Source organism: Streptomyces sp. NBC_00390, from assembly GCF_036057275.1.
Taxonomy (GTDB): Bacteria; Actinomycetota; Actinomycetes; order Streptomycetales; family Streptomycetaceae; genus Streptomyces.
The window spans coordinates 3,955,948-3,975,121 of sequence record NZ_CP107945.1; the positions used below are offsets into that span (position 1 = coordinate 3,955,948).

A 19,174-nucleotide genomic window follows, 5' to 3' on the forward strand; every position below is an offset into this window, starting at 1 on the left:
GGTGACAGCCTCACGCAAGACCGGTGGCCGACCCCGGCGACCCGCCCCCTGCGGCCCGGCGCCCCGGCACCCGTCACTGGGCACAGGCGGCGACTCCCCGCTGTCGACGGGGCATGGACATGCACCTCTGGCGCACCGCGCCGACGCACCGCCGTACGGCGGGTGGACCCGCTGTGCCGCGAGCACATGCATGCCGCGCGCAGGCAGCGGGCCACCCGTCCCATGGGCGCTACGCCTCGGCCAGGACCTCCGACAGGACGCGCGCCGCGCGCTCCACGTCCGCGAAGCCCACGTACAGCGGCGTGAAGCCGAAGCGCAGGACATCGGGGCGGCGCAGGTCACCGATCACGCCGCGGGTGATCAACTCCCGCATCACCCGCGGCGCGTCCTCGCAGCGCAGCGCGATCTGGCTGCCGCGCTCCGCGTGCTTGCCCGGCGTCAGGCAGGTCACCCGGCCCTGCGGGACATACGTCTCGACGCACTCCAGGAAGAAGTCCGTCAGCGCCAGGCTCTTGGCCCGCACGGCGTCGACCGAGACCCCGTCCCAGACGTCCAGCGACGCTTCGAGCGCCAGCATCGAGAGGATGTCGGGGGTGCCGACCCGGCCCCGGACCGCGCCGTCCGCCGGTTCGAAGCCGGGGGTCATCGCGAACGGGTCCGTGTGCGAGTTCCACCCCGGCAGCGGCGAGTCGAACGCGGCCTGATGGCGCTCGGCCACATAGATGTACGCCGGCGAACCCGGGCCGCCGTTCAGGTACTTGTACGTACAGCCGACCGCCAGGTCCACGCCGTGCTCGTCCAGGCCCACCGGCAGCGCGCCCGCGCTGTGGCACAGGTCCCAGACCGCGAGCGCGCCCGCGTCGTGGATCGCGGCCGTCAGGGCCGGCAGGTCGTGCAGCCGGCCGGAGCGGTAGTCCACGTGGTTGAGCAGCACCGCCGCGGTGCTCGGTCCGATCACCGACACCAGGTCCGCCGGGTCCACCGGGACGATCCGCCTGCCGGTCATCCGGGCCGCCGACTCGGCTATGTATCCGTCGGTCGGGAAGGTGGTGGCGTCCACCAGGACATCCGTACGCGCCGGGTCGTCCTGCAGCCGCACCGCGCCCACAACCGCCTTGAAGACGTTGACGCTCGTGGAGTCGCCGACCACGATCTGCCCCGGCGCCGCCCCCACGAGAGAGGCGATCCGGTCGCCGATCCGCTCGGGCGCCGTCCACCAGCCGCTCTCGTCCCACGAGCGGATCCGCAGCTCGCCCCACTGGCGCCTCACCACGTCGGCGACCCGGTCCGGGACATGCGCGGGCAGCGCGCCGAGGGAGTTGCCGTCGAGGTAGACGGCGTCATCGAGCGCGAACAGCTTGCGCGCACCGGCCAGTTCGTCTGCGGCGTCCAGCGCCGCGGCCCGCTGGGCCAGGTGCTCAGACATGGCTGCGCGCCGTCCACAGCTCGGGGAACACGTTCTTGGCGGCACGCTTCTCCAGCCAGGAGACCCCGGCGGAGCCACCCGTGCCGACCTTCGAGCCCATCGCCCGCCGGGTCGCCACCAGGTGGTCGTTGCGCCAGCGCCACACCAGCTCGCCGACGTCCGTCAGTGCCTCACCGAGCCGCACCAGGTCGGTGTCCTGGTCCGCGCCGCCGTACACCTCGGCCCAGACCTTCTCGATCTCTTCCGACGGCTCGTACTTCTGCGACAGGTCGCGCCGCAGCACCTCGTCCGGCACGGCCAGACCGCGGCGTGCCAGCAGCCGCAGCACCTCGTCGTACAGGCTCGGCTCGTGCAGCGCCTTCTCCAGCTCCGCGTACACCCGCGGCGCGCCGCGGTGCGGCACCAGCATCGACGCCGACTTCTCGCCGAGCAGGAACTCCATACGGCGGTACATCGCCGACTGGAAGCCCGATCCCTCGCCGAGTGCGGCGCGGTAGGCGTTGAACTGCGCGGGGGTCAGCTGGGCGAGGGGCTTCCAGGAGGCGTTCAGCGCCTCGAGCTCCCATCCCGACCGCTTCAGCGCCTCCATGGCGACCGGCAGCCGGTCCTCGCGCAGCGCCGCGGCAGCGGTCTCCCACTCGTGGACGATGACGGTGAACCACAGCTCCATGACCTGGGTGGTGACCAGGAAGACCATCTCGCCCGGGTCGTCCGAGCGCGGATGCTGGAGGTGGGTGAGCACGTCCGCCTGGACGTAGTCCTCGTACGGCGTGGTGCCCGCGAAATCCAGATTCGGGGCGGAGTCATGTGACATTGCTGTCTCCTCGACATCCGGGTAGCGGTCCGCCCCTTCCTGTCCGGTGTGGGCCCCGGTCCCCACCGGCATCATAAGCAGAGACTCACACCGGCGGTCCGGTGAGATAGGTCCCCTTCTCGTCGTACGGCCAGGCATTGGAAACACAGCCGTCCAGGCCCTTGATCTGCTGCATCATCACCGGCGCGGGCTTCCCGTCACCGGGGCAGCCCATGTGCTGCCGGTTGCCGATCTCGTGCCCGACCTCATGGTTGATGATCAGGTGCCGGTACTCGGCGGGCGCCCCGTCGAACGTCGGCGAGCCCAGCATCCAGCGCCGCAGATTGACCACGACGCCGTCGGCGGTCTCACAGTTCAGCTCACCGCCCGTGTCGAATCCCTGCTCGAGACAGAGCTTGTCCGCGGTGGTGGGCGTGGCGATCCTGATCACGAAGTCGGCGTTCTCCGACACCAGCTGGAAACGGCCGTGGCCGTGGGCCGCCCAGCCGCGCGGGTGGGCGAGTATCTTCTCGATCTCCGCGGCCGCCTGCTCCGCCTTGACGCCCGTGCCGTCCTCGACCTCCACCTGGTAGCGGCGCGGCAGGCCCGAGCCGGCCGGCGCACCGGAGGACCGCGCGACGGCGAAGGTCCCGGCGCCGGAGACAGGCACGCTCGCGGACGACGCACTCGGCGACGGGGACGACGACGGGGACGCGGACTGCTCGGCGGACGGGGAGACGGCGGGCGGCCTCACACGGGAGGGAGCGGAGGGACGGGGCGGGGCCGGCTCGGCAGGGGCCTCGGGCGAGGCATCGGGCGTCCTCGGCTGCGAGGCGGCGGGCTCCTCGACGGGCTCGGCCGGCTTCGCCTCGACGGCGGCGGACCGTTCGCCGTGCCAGTGCGCGAGGGCGGCGCCGCCGCCGACGGACAGGGCGGCCAGGCACGCGCCGAGGGTCAGTAGCGGGCCGACGGAACGGCGGCGGCGGGACGAACCGCGGCGTGCACGGCTCCGGCTGCCGCCGCGGCGGGGTGCGGCTCGCTTGCCCAAGACAGGTCTCTCCCCCGTGAATTCGTCAGTACGTGCGATCGTACCGGGCCTGTTCGTGCGCCGGAGCGTGATCGCCGAGGAGTGGCAGACTGCACGTATGAGCACTCAAAAGAACCTGTTGGGCGGCCCCGATCCGACCTATCTGCCGGACCAGGAGGAGCCGTACCGGCGGCTGGGAGAGCAGTCGGCGGACCCGGCGCAGGTCGTCGCCGACTTCCCCACCTTCTCGCTCGCCTGGGCGATGCTCGCCGACGATGCCTTCGAGGCGGGTCGCGTGGTCGAGTCGTACGCGTACGCGCGCACCGGTTACCACCGGGGCCTCGACCAGCTCCGGCGCGCCGGCTGGAAGGGCCACGGCCCCGTCCCCTGGAGCCACCAGCCCAACCGCGGCTTCCTGCGCTGCCTGGCGGCCCTGGCCCGCGCAGCGGAGGCGATCAAGGAAACGGACGAGGCGGAGCGCTGCAGCCAGTTCCTGAAGGACAGCAGCGACGAGGCGTACAACGAACTGATGCGTTAGCGGGCTGCGACCCGGCGCCGGTGGCTGCAGCGGTGTCCGCGGCCACCGGCGCGGTCGGGTCCCGGCGTACGACGCCGCACGCCCGTGGCAGAGGCCGGCGACCGCCCGCACACGGAGGCGCGGCAGCGGACGGCCGCACTCCCTCAGGCACGGGCCTGGTCGCCGCCCGAGGCCTCCAGGGGCGGGGACACGAGACCGCAGTTGACCTTGCACTGCGGGTGGCAGTGCGCCGCCTTGTCCTTCGGGGTGCGCACCGTCAGCACGGCGATCAGCGCCCCCAGCACCAGGATCCCCGCGCACATCGGCATGGCCCGCCGGAACGTCGCCCCGAACTCCTCCGCCGAGCGGTACGCCTCCGGGCCCATCCCCGCCAGCAGGGGCAGCGCCGCCACGGCGAGCAGACCGGCCGCACGGGCAGCCGCGTTGTTGATACCGCTCGCGATCCCCGCCCGCCCGACGTCCACCGACGCCAGCACGGTCGCGGTCAGCGGGGCGACCAGGGTCACCATGCCCAGTCCCAGGACCAGCAGTGCGGGCAGCACCTCCGTCAGGAACGACGCGTTCTCGCCGACCCGCAGCATCAGCAGCATCCCGGCCGCGCACAGCAGCGGACCGACCGTGAGCGGGATACGCGGGCCGATCCGCTCCCCCAGTTCCCCGGACTTCGCCGACAGCAGCAGCATCAGCACGGTGACCGGCAGCAGCGCGACGCCCGCGCCGAGCGCGGAGTAGCCCGAGACCACCTGGAGCTGCAGGGCGGCCAGGAAGAAGAACCCGGCGAAGGCGGCGTACACGCACAGCGTCACCACGTTCACCGCGGTGAACGTGCGTGACGCGAACATCGACAGCGGCAGCATCGCTTCCGGCCGCCGCCGCTCGACCGCGACGAACGCGGCCCCCACGAGGACGCCCGCGGCCCCCGCCCACCACGCCGCCGCAATCAGCGCGTATGTCACCAGGCCCAGCGCGGCCGCGCCGAGCACCGCACCCAGCACGTCGAAGCGGCCGGTGGCCTCGGGGTCGCGCGACTCCGGAACGTGCCGCATCGCGACCGGCACGCAGAGCGCGGCCAGCGGCACATTGAGCAGGAAGATCCAGCGCCAGCCGGGTCCGTCGACCAGCCAGCCCCCCAGGAAGGGGCCGACCGCCGCGCCGACGCCGCCGAACCCCGACCACAGACCGACCGCACGGGCCCGGTCATCGGGGTGGAAGCTCGCCTGGATCAGCGCCAGCGACCCGGGGGTGAGCAGCGCGCCGCCGACGCCCTGGACGGCGCGGGCGACCACCAGGATCCAGGCGTTCGGCGCCAGTCCGCACAGCAGCGATCCGACCGCGAACCAGATGACGCCCAGCACGAAGATCTTCCGCCGCCCGTAGCGGTCGCCTAGCGCCCCGCCGAGCAGGATCAGCGAGGCCAGCGTGAGCATGTAGGCGTTGACGGTCCACTGGAGGCCCGCCATGTCGGTGTCCAGGTCCTCGCCGATACGCGGCAGGGCGACATTGACGACGGTCGAGTCCAGCATCGCCATGCTCGATCCGAGCACCGTCGTCAGGACCACCCAGCGGCCGGTTGCCGTCGGGAGCCGGATGCCTCCCACGCGGTCCGGGCTGGTGTCCATACCGGGATCATCCCAGCAGCGCGCGGCTCACACGAGTCGGCCGAGGGCCCGGATCAGGGCGTCCGCACCGCGCTCGGCCTTGCTGCGCGGACAGCCGACATTGAGGCGGACGCATCCCGGGCTGCCGTAGGTCGTGCCCGGCATGATCGCGACCTTCTCACGTTCGATCAGCTCCCGCTGGAGCGCCGTGTCCTCGATGCCGAGCGGCCGCAGATCGATCCAGGCGAGATACCCGGCCTGCGGCGGCTGCCAGCCGAGCTGGGGGAACGCCGCGGCGAGCCGGTCGGCGAGCATTCCCAGATTGCCCGCCACATAGGCGTTGAGCTGGTCCAGCCAGGCCCCGCCCTGCCGGTACGCGGCGATGTGCGCGGTCAGCGACAGCACGGCCGGTGAGGCGAGTCCCTCCCCGGTCCGCATCCGCCGCAGGAACTCGGCGTGGTCGTCGCGGTCGCCGACCACGCCGTACGAGCCGCTGAGCGCGGGGAAGTTGAAGGACTTGGTGGCCGAGGTGATCAGCGCCCAGCGCCCGCTGCCGTACCGGGTCCACGGCAGATGCGGCCGCCCGCCGTGCGTGAAGTCGGCGTGGATCTCGTCGCTGACCACCGCGACCTCATGGCGCGCGGCCAGCTCGGCCATCGACGTCAGTTCCGCGTGGGTCCACACCCTGCCGGTGGGGTTGTGGGGCGAGCACAGGACCAGGACCTTGCTGTCGGGGCGGGCGAGTTGTCGCTCGAGCTCCGCCATGTCGCCGGCCGGCACCCCGCGCAGCTCTCGGCCCAGGCCGCCTATCGCCTTGATGAAGCCGTCGTACGTAGGGGTGTGGACGACCACGCCGTCGCCGGGCGCGGACCACATCTGCAGCAGCTGGGAGAGCTGGTTGAGCACGGAGGGCCCGTACACGACCAGATCGGTGTCCATCTCGGTGCCGTACCGGGTCGCGAACCAGTGACGGATCGCGGAGAGGAAGTCCTCGTGCTGCCAGTCGGTATAGCCGAAGACCCCGTGCGCGACCCGGCGCTGAAGGGCGTCGAGCACCTCGGGCGGGGAGGTGAAGTCCATGTCGGAGATGGTGAACGGCAGCAGCCCGTCGACACCGAAGCGGTCGGCCACCCCGTCCCACTGGATGCACCACGTACCGCGCCGGTCGACGACGGCGTCGAAGTCATAGCTCATGCCGTCACCGCTCACATCGCCACCACTCATGCCGTCACCGCTCATGCCGCCACCGCTCACGTCGAGTCCTCCCCGGGTCCGGGCATACCGCGGGCCCGGCGCCCCCGCGAAGGGGTGCCGGGCCCGGGTACAGCAACTGCTTGATACAGCGGCCGCTTACTTGATCTTGGTGCCGGTGGAACGGAGGGCGGCACAGGCCTCGGTCACGCGCGTGGCCATGCCGGCCTCGGCCAGCTTGCCCCAGCTGCGCGGGTCGTAGGTCTTCTTGGAGCCGACCTCGCCGTCGACCTTCAGAACACCGTCGTAGTTCTTGAACATGTGGTCCGCGACGGGGCGGGTGAAGGCGTACTGGGTGTCGGTGTCGAGGTTCATCTTCACGACGCCGTTCTCCAGCGCGGTGGCGATCTCCTCGGCCGTCGAGCCGGAGCCGCCGTGGAAGACGAAGTCGAACGGCTCGGCCTTGCCGTACTTGGCGGCGACACCGGCCTGCAGGTCCTTCAGCAGCTCGGGGCGCAGCACGACGTTGCCCGGCTTGTAGACGCCGTGGACGTTGCCGAAGGAGGCGGCCAGCAGGTAGCGGCCCTTCTCACCCAGGCCGAGCGCCTCGGCGGTGCGCAGCGCGTCCTCGACGGTGGTGTACAGCTCGTCGTTGATCTCGTGCGTCACACCGTCCTCCTCGCCACCGGTCGGGGTGATCTCGACCTCGAGGATGATCTTGGCGGCGGCGGCCTGCGCCAGCAGTTCCTGGCCGATGGCCAGGTTGTCGGCGAGGGTCTCGGCCGAGCCGTCCCACATGTGGGACTGGAACAGCGGGTCCTGGCCCTTGGCCACGCGCTCTGCGGAGACGGCGAGCAGCGGACGCACATAGCCGTCCAGCTTGTCCTTCGGGCAGTGGTCCGTGTGCAGTGCGACGGTGATGTCGTACTTCGCAGCGACGATGTGCGCGAACTCGGCCAGGGCGACAGCGCCGGTGACCATGTCCTTGCTGTACTGGCCACCCAGGAATTCGGCGCCGCCGGTGGAAATCTGGATGATGCCGTCGCTCTCGGCCTCCGCGAAGCCACGCAGTGCAGCGTGCAGGGTCTGGGACGAGGTCACGTTGATGGCCGGGTAGGCGAACTTGCCTGCCTTCGCCCGGTCGAGCATCTCGTTGTAGACCTCGGGAGTCGCGATGGGCATGTGTCCGCTCCTTGTGATGTGCGGGTATGTGGTGCTGGCCCTGACCTGGGGGCGACGTCATCGTCGCGGCCTATCTTTCCAGACTCCTGGCCAGGGTCCACCATGCCCGTCTTGCGATTATGCGCGAGGGGCGTCCCGTTTCACGTGAAACAGTGCGCCCCTCGACATCACCGCAGGTCAGACCTGGAATCACTGATTCCGGATCAGTAGATCCACGTCACTCAGGCGAGGCCGAGCTCGTCCAGCGAGTACGCGTTGACGTACGGCAGGCCCGCCTCCGCGATCCTGGGGGCGGCACCCCGCTCCACGATCACGGCGACCGCGACGACCTCGCCGCCGGCTTCCCGGACCGCCTCGACGGCGGTCAGCGGGGAACCTCCCGTCGTCGAGACGTCCTCGACGACCAGGCAGCGGCGGCCCTTCACATCCGTGCCCTCGATACGGCGCTGCATCCCGTGCGCCTTGCCGGCCTTGCGGACGACGAACGCGTCGAGCCGCTTCCCGCGGGCCGCCGACGCGTGCAGCATCGACGTCGCGACCGGGTCGGCGCCCAGCGTCAGACCGCCCACGCAGTCGTAGTCCAGCTCCGCGGTGGCATCGAGCATCACCTGGCCGACCATCGGCGCGGCCTGGCCGTCCAGCGTGATCCGGCGCAGGTCGATGTACCAGTCGGCCTCAAGACCCGAGGAGAGGGTCACCTTGCCGTGCACCACGGCCTTGTCCTTGATCTGCTCGAGCAGCTCAGCGCGTACGTCAGTCATGGTCGCCAGCTTAGATGCGCCGCCAGGTCCAGGTTGTCGTCATCTCCAGGGGGTCGATGGGCGTGACCAGCCGCGGGTGCGTGTTGAGTCCGTCCGGCGGACCGGACTGGGGCTCCACACAGACCGCCTCGTCCTGCTCGTCGTAGACCACGACCCACTCGGCCGCACTCGTGACGGTCAGCTCCAGCCGGCCGGGCCAGGTGAGGGTGACCTTGACGCCGCCGGGCATGCCGAAGCAGTCGTCCCAGGGGCCGGGGAGCGGCGCGATGCGCTGTCCGGTGGGCAGATGGTCCGCACCGCGCTCCTCCTGCCACTCGGGCGTGAAGTCGATCCGCACGTCCTCGTCGCGCCCGCCACCGAGGTTGCGCCGGAACCACGGGTGCCAGCCCGCCTGCGCGGGGAAGGACGTCTCGTACGTCTCGATGCCCATGGCGAGCGTCAGCGACTCCTCGGTGAGCGCGAAGGTGTGCGTGACCCGTCCCGAGTACGGCCAGGGGTCGGCGAGGTCGTAGACGAAGGCCGCCTCGCTCTTGCCCGCCACGGCGGTACGCCAGACGGAGTCGCGGCCGGTCCCGTGGATGGCGTGCGGCGGGGAGTTGAGCGGCAGGTGATGGCGCACCGCCCCGTTGTAGAACAGCCCGTCCCGCACTCGTCCGCACCAGGGGACCATCGGGAACGAGCCGTACTTCGCCCCCTGACGCAGCACCTCGGTGCCGCCGATCTCAAGGCCGGCGATACGGCAGCCGTTCTCCGGACGCACGGTCAACTCGACGTCTCCGGCGGCCAGCCGGACGCTTTCATCGCTGCTACTCACACCATGACAGTAACCGCGGACGGCTACTGCCGTCGGCGCAGCACCCGGCCGATGACGACGGCGGACGCGACCGCCAGCGCGGCGGCGGGTGCGAGCCAGCGCAGCGTCACACCGGCCGTACCGGCCTCGGGCGCGGGGGCCGGCGCGTAACGCCCGCGGGGCGGGGCGTGGTCGACCTCTTCCGCACTGCGCCCGATCATGGTCCGCCGGGCATGGGCAGCCTCGGCGGCCGGCTCATCGGGCACGTCGGCAGCCGTCAACTCGTCGACGTCAGCCACCTCGTCGAGGTCGTCTACGTCGTCGAACTCGTCCTCGGCATCCGGCCCGAGCGAAGGCGGCGGGACAGGCGTGTCGAAGACGGAGGCGTCGGTGTCATTGCCCGGCCCGGTGACAGCCGAGTCGGCGGCGACGGCCTCGTCCGGTGCGCCACCGGACGATGTGTCAGCGTCGGAGTCGCCACCGGACGTCGTATCCGCAGCGCCCGCCTCGGAGACGGCCCCCGCATCCGCGGCGTCGTGCGCGGCAGCCTCGGGTCCGGCCTGCCCGGCCCCGGCCGTTCCCGTGTCCGTGGTCGCCACCGCCGCGGCCATGGCCGCGGCGAAACGGTCCAGCAGACGGTGTGCCGCCGATGCCGCCGCGTCCGGGGACAGATCGGCCAGGCGGCCCTCCGCGTGGGACGTTCCCGTGAAGCCCAGGGCCGTCCCGCCGTCGGACGGCTCCGGACGGATCGCCAGCGTCACCTTCACCGAGCCGCCGCCACGCACCTCCGTGCCCTCGCCCTCGACCGCGAAGACCCCGTCCTGCTCCGTGACGTGCAGCGCGCCGCGGTAGGTGATGGTGTGCCCGCCGGCGCGTACCTTGAGCCGGCCCGAGAGCGGGCCCGCGGACGCGTCCGCGTCCTGCTGGAGCCCCGGGACGCAGCGGGCGACCCGCGCGGGGTCCCGCAGCAGCTGTCGGAGTGTCTCTGCCGGAACCGGAACGAACACCTCATGCTCCATGGGCCGAGCCTACTCAGCCCGGCGCGCCACGTCTGCCTTTCGGGTGCGGCTCAGTGTCCGTATCGCGGGTGGACCAGCGTCGACGGCGGCAGCGCACCCGGCGGCCTGGTGGCCTCCGTCTCCCGCGCGCCCTCGGCCAGCGCATCGGTGGTGAGCGCCCGCAGCCGGGGCCCGCCGGCGTCGAGACCGAGCCGTGGGGCACGGCCCTCGGCGGCGATCAGAAAGCCCCAGTCACGCGGCGCCGCCGCTCCGGCTCGCCGCAACCGCGCCGGCCCCGCACCCGCCTCGGCTCGGTAGCCGCGTGGGTGCAGCCCCGCCGCACGGAGGGTCGCTTCGACCGTCCAGTACGTGTGCGCCCGGGTCAGGACCGGCCCGGTATGCACCACCAGCCGTCCGCCGTCCGCGAGTGCGCCCCGGGTGAGCCCGTAGAACTCCAGCGAGTACAGCTTGGAACTGGCGGTGAAGGCCGGGGCGGGCAGATCGGAGACGATCACGTCGTACGCCCCGAAGTCCGCGCCGCGCAGCCAGCTGAAGGCATCCGCATGGACCACCCGTACCCGCGGGTCGTCCAGGGCATGGGCGTTGAGCCCGGCGAGCCCCGGATCCGTACGGGCGAGGCGGGCGACGCCCGGATCCAGTTCGACCACGGTCACCGACCGGACGCCCGGATGGCGCAGCGCCTCGCGCGCGGCGAGGCCGTCGCCCCCACCCAGGATCAGCACCCGTGTGTGCGGCCCCCGCATCGCGGGATGGACGAGCGCCTCGTGGTAGCGGTGCTCGTCGCGGCCACTGACCTTGAGCCGCCCGTTCAGATACAGATCCGGCGGCCCCGGTCTGCCGCCCGCGAGAACGATCTCCTGCACATCGGTGTGCACCGCCGCGCGCACCTGGTCGCCGTACATCGCCCGGCGCGCCGCCTGCTCGAAGTCGCCGCACAGCACGGTCGCCAGCGCCAGCACCGCGAGCACCGCGACATTGGCGGCCAGCAGCAACGCCCTGGCGCGCACGGTCAGATCGCGGCGGAACAGCCACAGCACGACCGCGCCGCCCGCCACCGCGTTGACCGCCCCGGTCAGCAGCGCGCCGGTGAGCTGGCCGAGCCAGGGCAGCAGCAGGAACGGGAACGCGAGCCCGCCGACGAGCGCGCCCACATAGTCGGCGGCGAACAGATCGGCGACCGTGCCCTCCGCGTCCCGGCGCGAGATGCGCTGGATCAGCGACATCAGCAGCGGTATCTCCGCACCGATCAGCACCCCGATGGCCAGCGAGAACCCCACCAGCACCGAGCGGGACTCGCCCAGCCAGGCGAAGGCCGCGTACAGCACCATCGCCGAACAGCCGCCGATCAGCGCGAGCGCCGCCTCGAGCACACCGAAGCCGACGGCGGCCCGGCAGCGCAGCCGTTTGGCGAGGAGTGAGCCGATGCCCATCGCGAAGACCATCACCGAGAGCACGACGGACGCCTGGGTGACCGAGTCGCCGATCAAGTACGAGGCGAGTGCGACCAGTTCGAGTTCGTACACCAGACCGCAGGCGGCACAGACGAACACGGCCGCGAGCACCAGACAGCGTCCGGCGTCGGGGCGCACGGGCAGTACCGCCCCGCCCTGGGGCGGCACTACTGCCCGCGACGGCGCCCGCGTCGGTGTTCGCGACACCACCCGCGAGGACGTCCGCTGCGACGTCCGCTGCCGTTCGATCATCCGCGTAACGCTACGTCACGCTTCGCATGCCGATCGTCACCCACACGAGGTAACTACAGCGCGGCAGGCCGTGGGCGGTGCTCCGGGCGCGCACCGTGCACCGGCGCGCCTACGCAGGTACGGGTCACCACCAGCCGGCCCTCCTGCGGATACGCATGCCATGTGCGCCACCGCACCTGGCCCTCGCAGCGCTGGGCGAGCATCGCGGTGAACGCGTGCGGCGAGCCGGGGAACGTGCCCGCGAGGCCGTTCGGATGGTCGGTGACCAGGGCCAGCAGCTCCTGCGCGCGCCCGGCGAACGACCCTCGCGAGAGGGTCTCGACGCGCGCGGCGAACTCGTACTCCCAGTCGCCGAGTCGCTCGGCGACACCGAGAGGCAGCGGAGTGCTGCTGCCGGGGATACAGGCGACGGTCTCCGAACAGGTCCCCCGATCCTCCTCGAGCAGCACCTGGTGGGAAGCGCCGAGAAGTCTCAACTGCACTTTGGCTCCGGCGAGTTCAAGATCGAGAACGGCCAGGGCGGGCAACGGCTCCCGCCCCAGTGCCCAGGCGAGGTCTTCGGCTCGGGTGTCTGTGTAGGCGGTCTTCAGGGTCGTGAGCATGGGTCGGCTCCGCAAAACACACTTCGGCAGGTGGGCACGTGGACCAGGGCACTCCAGAAACAGAGCGCAGAAGGTGGGGGGGTGGCCTGCTCGGGTCCACATGAGGTCCGAGGGCGGGATGGATCCAACAGGTTCCGACAGCGTAGGGAATCATGAAGTGCGCGGCGCCCACAGCGTTTTTACCCAATCTGGCATGGTTTCCATCCCCTCAGGGTCCCAAAGGTTCAACTGTTCAACGGAGAACGGGTTACGCAGCGACGCGACAATCAGGAAGACGCCAACAGAAAGGTGCCCGGCGGGAGTTCACCCACCGGGCACCTTCACTTGCCGCGGACCAGCTGCCCCGTGTCAGCTGCCTCCGCCACAGCCGCCTCCGCCGCCGCAGGAGGACGAACCGCCCCCGCAGGACGAGGAGGAACTGCTGCAGGACGACCCGGCGCCGGACCCCCCGTCCCCCACCCACCAGCTGCCGCCGCCCGCGGCGGCGCTGCGGCGGCGCTTGCTCGTGCTGACCTTCCTGCGGCCGCCGCTCCGCGCAGCGGCCACCGAGACGGCCACGACGAGCACCAGACCGACGACCACAATGCTGATGAAGACCGACATCACTCCCACCGTCCTTCTCGTTCCCCCGAAGCGAGCCCCCCGCGACGTCGCGTGACCGCTTCTTGCCTGTTCCTGCGGGCTTCCTGCGTGTGCGCTTCTTGCCTGTTCCTGCGGGCTTCCTGCGTGTGCGCTTCTTGCGTGAGAGGGGGATGCCCTCGGCCCCGTCGGCCCAAAGCAGACTTGAGGAACTCCAGAGGTTCGGCCCAGGATGACGCCCATGACAGGACGCGCTTCGGCATCTCGACCGCTGCTCAACCGCAGGCTCGCGGAATTCGGCACGACGATCTTCGCCGAGATGTCGGCGCTCGCCGTACGGACCGGGTCGATCAATCTGGGCCAGGGCTTCCCCGACACGGACGGCCCCGAAGCGGTCAGGGAGGCGGCGGTGCGGGCCCTGCGCGACGGCCGGGGCAACCAGTACCCGCCCGGCCCCGGCGTCCCCGAGCTGCGCACCGCTGTCGCCGCCCACCAGCACAGCCGCTACGGCCTGGCGTACGACCCCGACACCGAGGTCCTGGTCACCGCCGGTGCGACCGAGGCGATCGCGGCCGCGCTGCTCGCCCTGGTCGAGCCGGGCGACGAGGTGATCGCCCTGGAGCCGTACTACGACTCGTACGCGGCGTGCATCGCGATGGCGGGCGGCGTACGCGTGCCGGTGACGCTGCGGCCTGGGGAAGAGTCCCGCGGCACAGCCGCGGACCGGCACTTCCGCCTGGACCTCGACGAGCTGCGGGACGCGGTCAGCGACCGGACGCGGCTGATCCTGCTCAACACGCCGCACAACCCGACCGGCACCGTCCTGACCCCGGCGGAGCTCGCCGCGATCGCCGAGCTGGCCGTCGAGCGCGATCTGCTGGTGGTCACGGACGAGGTGTACGAGCATCTCGTCTTCGACGGCGAGCATGTGCCGCTCGCCTCGTTCCCGGGGATGCGCGAGCGCACGGTCACCATCTCGTCGGCCGGCAAGACGTTCTCGTTCACCGGCTGGAAGGTCGGCTGGGTGACCGCGGCGCCGGAGCTCGCCTCGGCGGTCCGCTCGGCCAAGCAGTTCCTGACGTATGTCTCGGCGGGGCCCTTCCAGTACGCGGTCGCCGAGGCGCTGGCACTGCCCAAGGAGTACTTCGACGCGCTCCGGGACGATCTGCGGACCAAGCGGGATCTGCTCAGCGAGGGGCTGTCGGCGGCGGGCTTCGGCGTGCACCGCACGGCGGGCACGTACTTCGTCACCACCGACATCCGCCCGCTGGGCGAGGACGACGGCTTCGCCTTCTGCAGGGCGCTGCCCGAACGGTGCGGCGTCGTCGCGATCCCGAACGCGGTCTTCTACGACCACCGTGAGCAGGGCGCGCCCTTCGTACGGTTCGCGTTCTGCAAGCGCGTCGAGGTGCTCCAGGACGCGGTCACCCGCCTGAAGTCCCTGGCCCCCTGACGACATGGGCGGGGGCGGTGGCCACCATGGACCACCGCCCCCGCCGGGCGCTGTGCGGCAGACGCGTCAGGCGTCGTCGGCCGGCTTCTCGTCGTCGGACGTGGCCTCGGCAGGCTCCAGGCCGAGCTGCTCCACGAGCCAGCGGTCGAACTCGATCGCCGCGCGCACCCAGCTGACCGTCGACGACACGAAGTGCTCCAGGCTGACGCCGGTGCCGATCAGCATCTGGGCCTCGCCGATGAGGCGCAGGCTGGCCGGGGTGCCCTCCTCCTCGTGGGTGTGGGTGTAGACCTTGGGCCACAGAGTGCGGCGGTTCCAGTCGTCGATCGCGTCGAGAACCTTCGGCCGCTCCTCGATCGGGTGCGGACGGTCGTAGAACGTGCGCACCGAGAAGACCTGCTGCTCGTCCTCACCGCGGAACATGAAGTACGTGCGGAAGTCCTCCCACGGCGCCGCGAGGTCACCCTCGTCGTCGACGACGTACTTCAGCTCCATCTGCTCGAGAAGCTGCTTGACAAGATCCTGGTCGGGAACGACGGGGCCCGCCGGTCCTGCGGCCTGAGGCTGGGGCTTGCCCCCGAAATTCGGAATCGAGGACGGGTCGATGCTCACCGTGTATTTCCCTTCGAGCGGTTTCCAACATCCTCCCCCATGCCGGGCGGGGGCTGGCAACCCCCACTCGGCAGGTCCGCTCTCGGCTTACTCCGGGTCACCCGCGGTTCACAGGGTCTTGCCGGCCGGCGCCGTCGGGGGGCCGACGATCAGGCCGTCCTCGAAGCGGTCCACCCGCACCGTGTCACCGTCGGTGATCTCGCCGGCCAGGATCTCCTTCGCGAGCCGGTCGCCGATCGCCGTCTGGATCAGACGGCGCAGCGGCCGCGCGCCGTAGGCGGGGTCGTTGCCCTCGTCGGCCAGCCACTCCAGCGCAGCCGGGGTGACGTCCAGGGTGAGCCTGCGTTCGGCCAGGCGCTGCGCGAGCCGGTCGATCTGGAGCCGGGCGATGTGCGCCAGCTCCTCGCGCGTGAGGGCCGAGAAGACCACCAGGTCGTCGAGGCGGTTGAGGAACTCTGGCTTGAAGGACGCCCGGACCACCTCCAGGACCTGCCGCTTCTTCTCCTCGTCGCTGGTCGCGGGGGCCACCGGGCCACTCAGGAACTGGCTGCCCAGGTTCGAGGTCAGGATCAGGATGGTGTTGCGGAAGTCCACCGTCCGGCCCTGTCCGTCGGTGAGCCTTCCGTCGTCCAGCACCTGCAGCAGGATGTCGAACACCTCGGGGTGCGCCTTCTCCACCTCGTCGAGGAGGACGACGCTGTACGGGCGCCGGCGCACGGCCTCGGTGAGCTGGCCGCCCTCTTCGTAACCGACGTAGCCGGGCGGCGCGCCGACCAGCCGGGCGACGGAGTGCTTCTCGCTGTACTCGCTCATGTCGATACGGACCATCGCCCGCTCGTCGTCGAAGAGGAAGTCGGCGAGCGCCTTCGCCAGCTCGGTCTTGCCGACGCCGGTCGGGCCGAGGAAGAGGAACGAGCCGGTCGGCCGGTCCGGGTCGGAGATCCCGGCCCGCGTCCTGCGGACCGCGTCCGACACCGCCTGCACGGCCTCGCTCTGGCCGATCAGGCGCTTGCCCAGCTCCTGCTCCATGCGCAGCAGCTTCTGTGTCTCGCCCTCCAGCAGGCGCCCGGCGGGGATGCCGGTCCAGGAGCCGACCACGTCCGCGATGTCGTCGGGGCCGACCTCCTCCTTGACCATGGTGTCCTTCGCGGCCTCGTGCTCGGCCTCGGCCTCGGCGGCCGCCTCCAGCTCGCGCTCCAGGCCCGGGATCTCCCCGTACAGCAGCTTGGAGGCGGTGTCGAAGTCGCCGTCGCGCTGGGCGCGCTCGGCCCGGCCGCGCAGCTCGTCGAGCTGTTCCTTGAGCTCACCGACGCGGTTGAGGGACTGCTTCTCCTTCTCCCAGCGGGCGGTGAGGCCCCGCAGCTCCTCCTCCCGGTCGGCGAGGTCGCGGCGCAGCTTCTCCAGGCGCTGCCGGGAGGCGGGATCGGACTCGTTGTTGAGCGCCAGCTCCTCCATCCGCAGGCGGTCGACGGCACGCTGGAGCTCGTCGATCTCCACGGGGGACGAGTCGATCTCCATCCGGAGCCGGGACGCGGCCTCGTCGACCAGGTCGATGGCCTTGTCGGGCAGGAAGCGCGAGGTGATGTACCGGTCGGACAGGGTCGCGGCGGCGACCAGCGCCGAGTCGTTGATCTGCACCTTGTGGTGGGCCTCGTAGCGGCCCTTGAGCCCGCGCAGGATCGCGATGGTGTCCTCGACCGTCGGCTCGGCGACCAGCACCTGCTGGAAGCGCCGCTCCAGGGCGGCGTCCTTCTCGATCCGCTCGCGGTACTCGTCGAGGGTGGTCGCGCCGACCATCCTCAGCTCACCGCGGGCGAGCATCGGCTTGAGCATGTTGCCTGCGTCCATCGCCGAGTCGCCGCCCGCGCCCGCGCCGACGACGGTGTGCAGCTCGTCGATGAAGGTGATGATCTGGCCGTCGCTCTCCTTGATCTCGGACAGGACGGTCTTGAGGCGCTCCTCGAACTCACCGCGGTACTTGGCTCCGGCCACCATGGCGCCGAGGTCGAGCGAGACGAGGCGCTTGTTGCGCAGCGACTCGGGCACGTCGCCCTTCACGATCCGCTGGGCAAGCCCCTCGACGACGGCGGTCTTGCCGACGCCGGGCTCGCCGATGAGCACCGGGTTGTTCTTCGTACGCCTCGACAGCACCTGGACGACCCGGCGGATCTCGTGGTCCCGGCCGATGACCGGGTCGAGCCTGCCCTCACGGGCCGCGGCCGTGAAATCCGTGCCGAACTTCTCCAGCGCCTTGTACTGACCCTCGGGGTCGGGTGTGGTCACCCGGCGTCCTCCCCTTGCCTTCTCGAACGCGTCCAGCAGCTTCTTCGCCGTGGCACCCTGCCCGCCCAGCACCTCACCGGCCGGTCCGCCCTTGGCCGCGACGGAGATCAGCAGGTGCTCGGTGGAGAGGTAGTCGTCACCCAGCTCCTTGGCGCGCCGGTCGGCATCGGCGATGACGGCGAGCATGTCACGGTTCGGCTGGGGCGGGGCGACGGTGGACCCCGTGACGCTGGGCAGCGCGCCGAGCAGCCGCTCGGCCCCCGACCGTACGGCGGCCTGGTCGGCGTCGACGGCGGCCAGCAGGTCGGTGATGTTCTCGTTGTCCCGGCCCTCGAGCAGCGCGAGCAGCAGATGCGCCGGGGTCAGGTCGGCGTGGCCGTCCGACACGGCCCGGCTGGTGGCGGCGTTGATCGCATCACGGCTCTTGTTGGTCAGCTCGGCGTCCACGTGTGCTCTCTCCTCCTTGCGGGTGGGACTCTTCCCTCAACACTGACTCATTCAGCGTGCATAAAGTTGAGTCTATTCCACTCATGGTGTTGACGGGCAGAACCCGAAGGTAGGTTCCGCCCATGGCCATCGATCCGCGCAATCCCGACGCGTCCTATCTCGCCTTCTGGCGCGAGTACCACATGTCCACTCTGACGACCCCGCGCGCGGACGGCAGTCCCCACGTGGTCGCGGTGGGCGTGACGTACGACCCGGAAGGGGGTACGAACGGGATGGCCCGGGTGATCACCAACAAGCACAGCCGCAAGGTCGCCAACATCCTGGCCGCCGGACCCGAGGGGGCACGCGTCGCCCTCTGCCAGGTGGACAAGGGCCGCTGGGCGACGCTGGAGGGCGTGGCGCGGATCCGCACCGAGACGGAGGTCGTCGCGGACGCGGTGAGCCGCTACGCGGAGCGCTACGGGCGCACGCCGGCACCCAACCCGGACCGGGTGGTCATCGAGATCGCCCTGACCCGGGCGATGGGCCGCGCCTGACGGACGCGGGCAGCACAACGGCGCCATCGTGTTTCAGGTCCACGATGGCGCCGTTGTGTGGGGGAAGCACCTGAGCGATTTGAAACGACGGGGGAACCGCTCAGGCACTGCGGGGGGTGGCGGTGGTGTCGGGCTCGGCCAGCTGATGGTCGCGCTGGTCGAGATTGACAAAAATCATTCCGTACCGGATGGCGCAGCGGACGGGCTGCGGAGCACCTCGCGGGCGACGAAGGCATCGATAGGCGCGGACATCCTCGTCCTCCTCGCGCGCCACGACGATGGGCTCTCCGAACAAGGTGACCATCAACGAGTCGCCACGGTGGGGGATTGCCGTGACGAGGTCGATGAAATGCCACCCCGATCGGTAGGCCGTCGCCATCTCACGCCGGAAGACCCGGTCGTCCGGGGGAACGGTCACGATGTCGCCCTCGCAGGAGCGGTGTCCCACCCACTGTCTGCCGGCGGAGCCATCGCCTGCACGCTGTCCCAGCCACTGTCCGGTGGGAAGTCGGCCAGTCCGAGGCCCATACCGCTCAGGGCGCCGAACGCCACGGTCGCAGAGAAGACAGTGGCAAGCACCGAGCGAAGCATTCTCACGCGCATAGTCGGCTTCGTCCTCACTTGATGGTTT

18 protein-coding genes are annotated in these 19,174 nt (G+C 71.0%); 3 read left to right on the top strand and 15 right to left on the bottom strand.

The features are described 5' to 3' along the window. Positions 1 to 229 precede the first annotated feature (229 nt). The 3 genes from kynU to OHS70_RS17140 form a co-directional block, all read right to left on the bottom strand. The gene (gene kynU / locus OHS70_RS17130) at positions 230 to 1,426 is read right to left on the bottom strand and encodes a kynureninase (RefSeq protein WP_328398440.1); all 1,197 of its coding nucleotides are present in this window, start codon (positions 1,424 to 1,426) and stop codon (positions 230 to 232) included. Continuing rightward, the gene (locus OHS70_RS17135; RefSeq protein ID WP_328398442.1) at positions 1,419 to 2,240 is read right to left on the bottom strand and encodes a tryptophan 2,3-dioxygenase family protein; all 822 of its coding nucleotides are present in this window, start codon (positions 2,238 to 2,240) and stop codon (positions 1,419 to 1,421) included. The genes kynU and OHS70_RS17135 overlap by 8 nt, the downstream gene beginning before the upstream one ends. A gap of 85 nt (positions 2,241 to 2,325) precedes the next feature. Then, a complete protein-coding gene (locus OHS70_RS17140; protein ID WP_328398444.1) occupies positions 2,326 to 3,267 on the bottom strand; it encodes a DUF3152 domain-containing protein in 942 nt (313 codons plus the stop codon). A gap of 97 nt (positions 3,268 to 3,364) precedes the next feature. Between OHS70_RS17140 and OHS70_RS17145 the strand changes: the two genes are divergently transcribed. Further along, the gene (locus OHS70_RS17145) at positions 3,365 to 3,784 is read left to right on the top strand and encodes a DUF3151 domain-containing protein (protein WP_328398446.1); all 420 of its coding nucleotides are present in this window, start codon (positions 3,365 to 3,367) and stop codon (positions 3,782 to 3,784) included. 143 nt (positions 3,785 to 3,927) lie between these two features. Here OHS70_RS17145 and OHS70_RS17150 read toward each other — a convergent pair whose 3' ends face one another. The 9 genes from OHS70_RS17150 to OHS70_RS17190 form a co-directional block, all read right to left on the bottom strand. Continuing rightward, a complete protein-coding gene (locus OHS70_RS17150; protein WP_328398448.1) occupies positions 3,928 to 5,403 on the bottom strand; it encodes an MFS transporter in 1,476 nt (491 codons plus the stop codon). Between the two features lie 27 nt (positions 5,404 to 5,430). Beyond that, on the bottom strand, positions 5,431 to 6,606 hold the full coding sequence (locus OHS70_RS17155; RefSeq protein ID WP_443062745.1) for a MalY/PatB family protein: 1,176 nt from the start codon (positions 6,604 to 6,606) through the stop codon (positions 5,431 to 5,433). Between the two features lie 126 nt (positions 6,607 to 6,732). Further along, on the bottom strand, positions 6,733 to 7,755 hold the full coding sequence (gene fbaA, locus OHS70_RS17160) for a class II fructose-bisphosphate aldolase (RefSeq protein WP_328398450.1): 1,023 nt from the start codon (positions 7,753 to 7,755) through the stop codon (positions 6,733 to 6,735). 221 nt (positions 7,756 to 7,976) lie between these two features. Further along, positions 7,977 to 8,516, bottom strand: a complete 540-nt coding sequence (gene pyrE / locus OHS70_RS17165; RefSeq protein ID WP_328398452.1) for an orotate phosphoribosyltransferase — start codon at positions 8,514 to 8,516, stop codon at positions 7,977 to 7,979. Positions 8,517 to 8,526: 10 nt separating this feature from the next. Beyond that, positions 8,527 to 9,330, bottom strand: a complete 804-nt coding sequence (locus tag OHS70_RS17170) for an aldose epimerase family protein (RefSeq protein WP_328398454.1) — start codon at positions 9,328 to 9,330, stop codon at positions 8,527 to 8,529. Between the two features lie 23 nt (positions 9,331 to 9,353). Beyond that, the gene (locus OHS70_RS17175; protein WP_328398456.1) at positions 9,354 to 10,328 is read right to left on the bottom strand and encodes an SRPBCC domain-containing protein; all 975 of its coding nucleotides are present in this window, start codon (positions 10,326 to 10,328) and stop codon (positions 9,354 to 9,356) included. A 50-nt stretch (positions 10,329 to 10,378) separates the two neighbouring features. Continuing rightward, positions 10,379 to 12,031, bottom strand: coding sequence for a polyamine aminopropyltransferase (locus OHS70_RS17180; RefSeq protein WP_328398458.1), 1,653 nt, complete (start codon positions 12,029 to 12,031; stop codon positions 10,379 to 10,381). A gap of 53 nt (positions 12,032 to 12,084) precedes the next feature. Continuing rightward, entirely contained in the window at positions 12,085 to 12,633 is a 549-nt protein-coding gene (locus tag OHS70_RS17185; protein ID WP_328398460.1) for a DUF2617 family protein, read from the bottom strand. Between the two features lie 348 nt (positions 12,634 to 12,981). Beyond that, a complete protein-coding gene (locus tag OHS70_RS17190; protein ID WP_328398462.1) occupies positions 12,982 to 13,236 on the bottom strand; it encodes a hypothetical protein in 255 nt (84 codons plus the stop codon). Positions 13,237 to 13,453: 217 nt separating this feature from the next. On the opposite strand from OHS70_RS17190, the gene OHS70_RS17195 reads away from it, so the two are divergent. After that, positions 13,454 to 14,665, top strand: coding sequence for a pyridoxal phosphate-dependent aminotransferase (locus OHS70_RS17195; protein WP_328398464.1), 1,212 nt, complete (start codon positions 13,454 to 13,456; stop codon positions 14,663 to 14,665). Positions 14,666 to 14,731: 66 nt separating this feature from the next. On the opposite strand, the gene OHS70_RS17200 is transcribed toward OHS70_RS17195, so the two are convergent. After that, positions 14,732 to 15,277, bottom strand: coding sequence for a YbjN domain-containing protein (locus OHS70_RS17200; protein WP_328398466.1), 546 nt, complete (start codon positions 15,275 to 15,277; stop codon positions 14,732 to 14,734). Between the two features lie 108 nt (positions 15,278 to 15,385). Then, positions 15,386 to 18,007 (bottom strand): ATP-dependent chaperone ClpB, encoded by a 2,622-nt coding sequence (clpB, locus tag OHS70_RS17205; RefSeq protein WP_328398468.1) that lies wholly within the window; start codon positions 18,005 to 18,007, stop codon positions 15,386 to 15,388. Between the two features lie 122 nt (positions 18,008 to 18,129). Between clpB and OHS70_RS17210 the strand changes: the two genes are divergently transcribed. Then, positions 18,130 to 18,543 (top strand): pyridoxamine 5'-phosphate oxidase family protein, encoded by a 414-nt coding sequence (locus tag OHS70_RS17210; protein ID WP_328398470.1) that lies wholly within the window; start codon positions 18,130 to 18,132, stop codon positions 18,541 to 18,543. A gap of 100 nt (positions 18,544 to 18,643) precedes the next feature. Here the strand turns inward: OHS70_RS17210 and OHS70_RS17215 are convergent, their stop codons facing one another. After that, a complete protein-coding gene (locus OHS70_RS17215) occupies positions 18,644 to 18,961 on the bottom strand; it encodes a (2Fe-2S)-binding protein (protein ID WP_053557087.1) in 318 nt (105 codons plus the stop codon). Between the last annotated feature and the right edge of the window lie 213 nt (positions 18,962 to 19,174).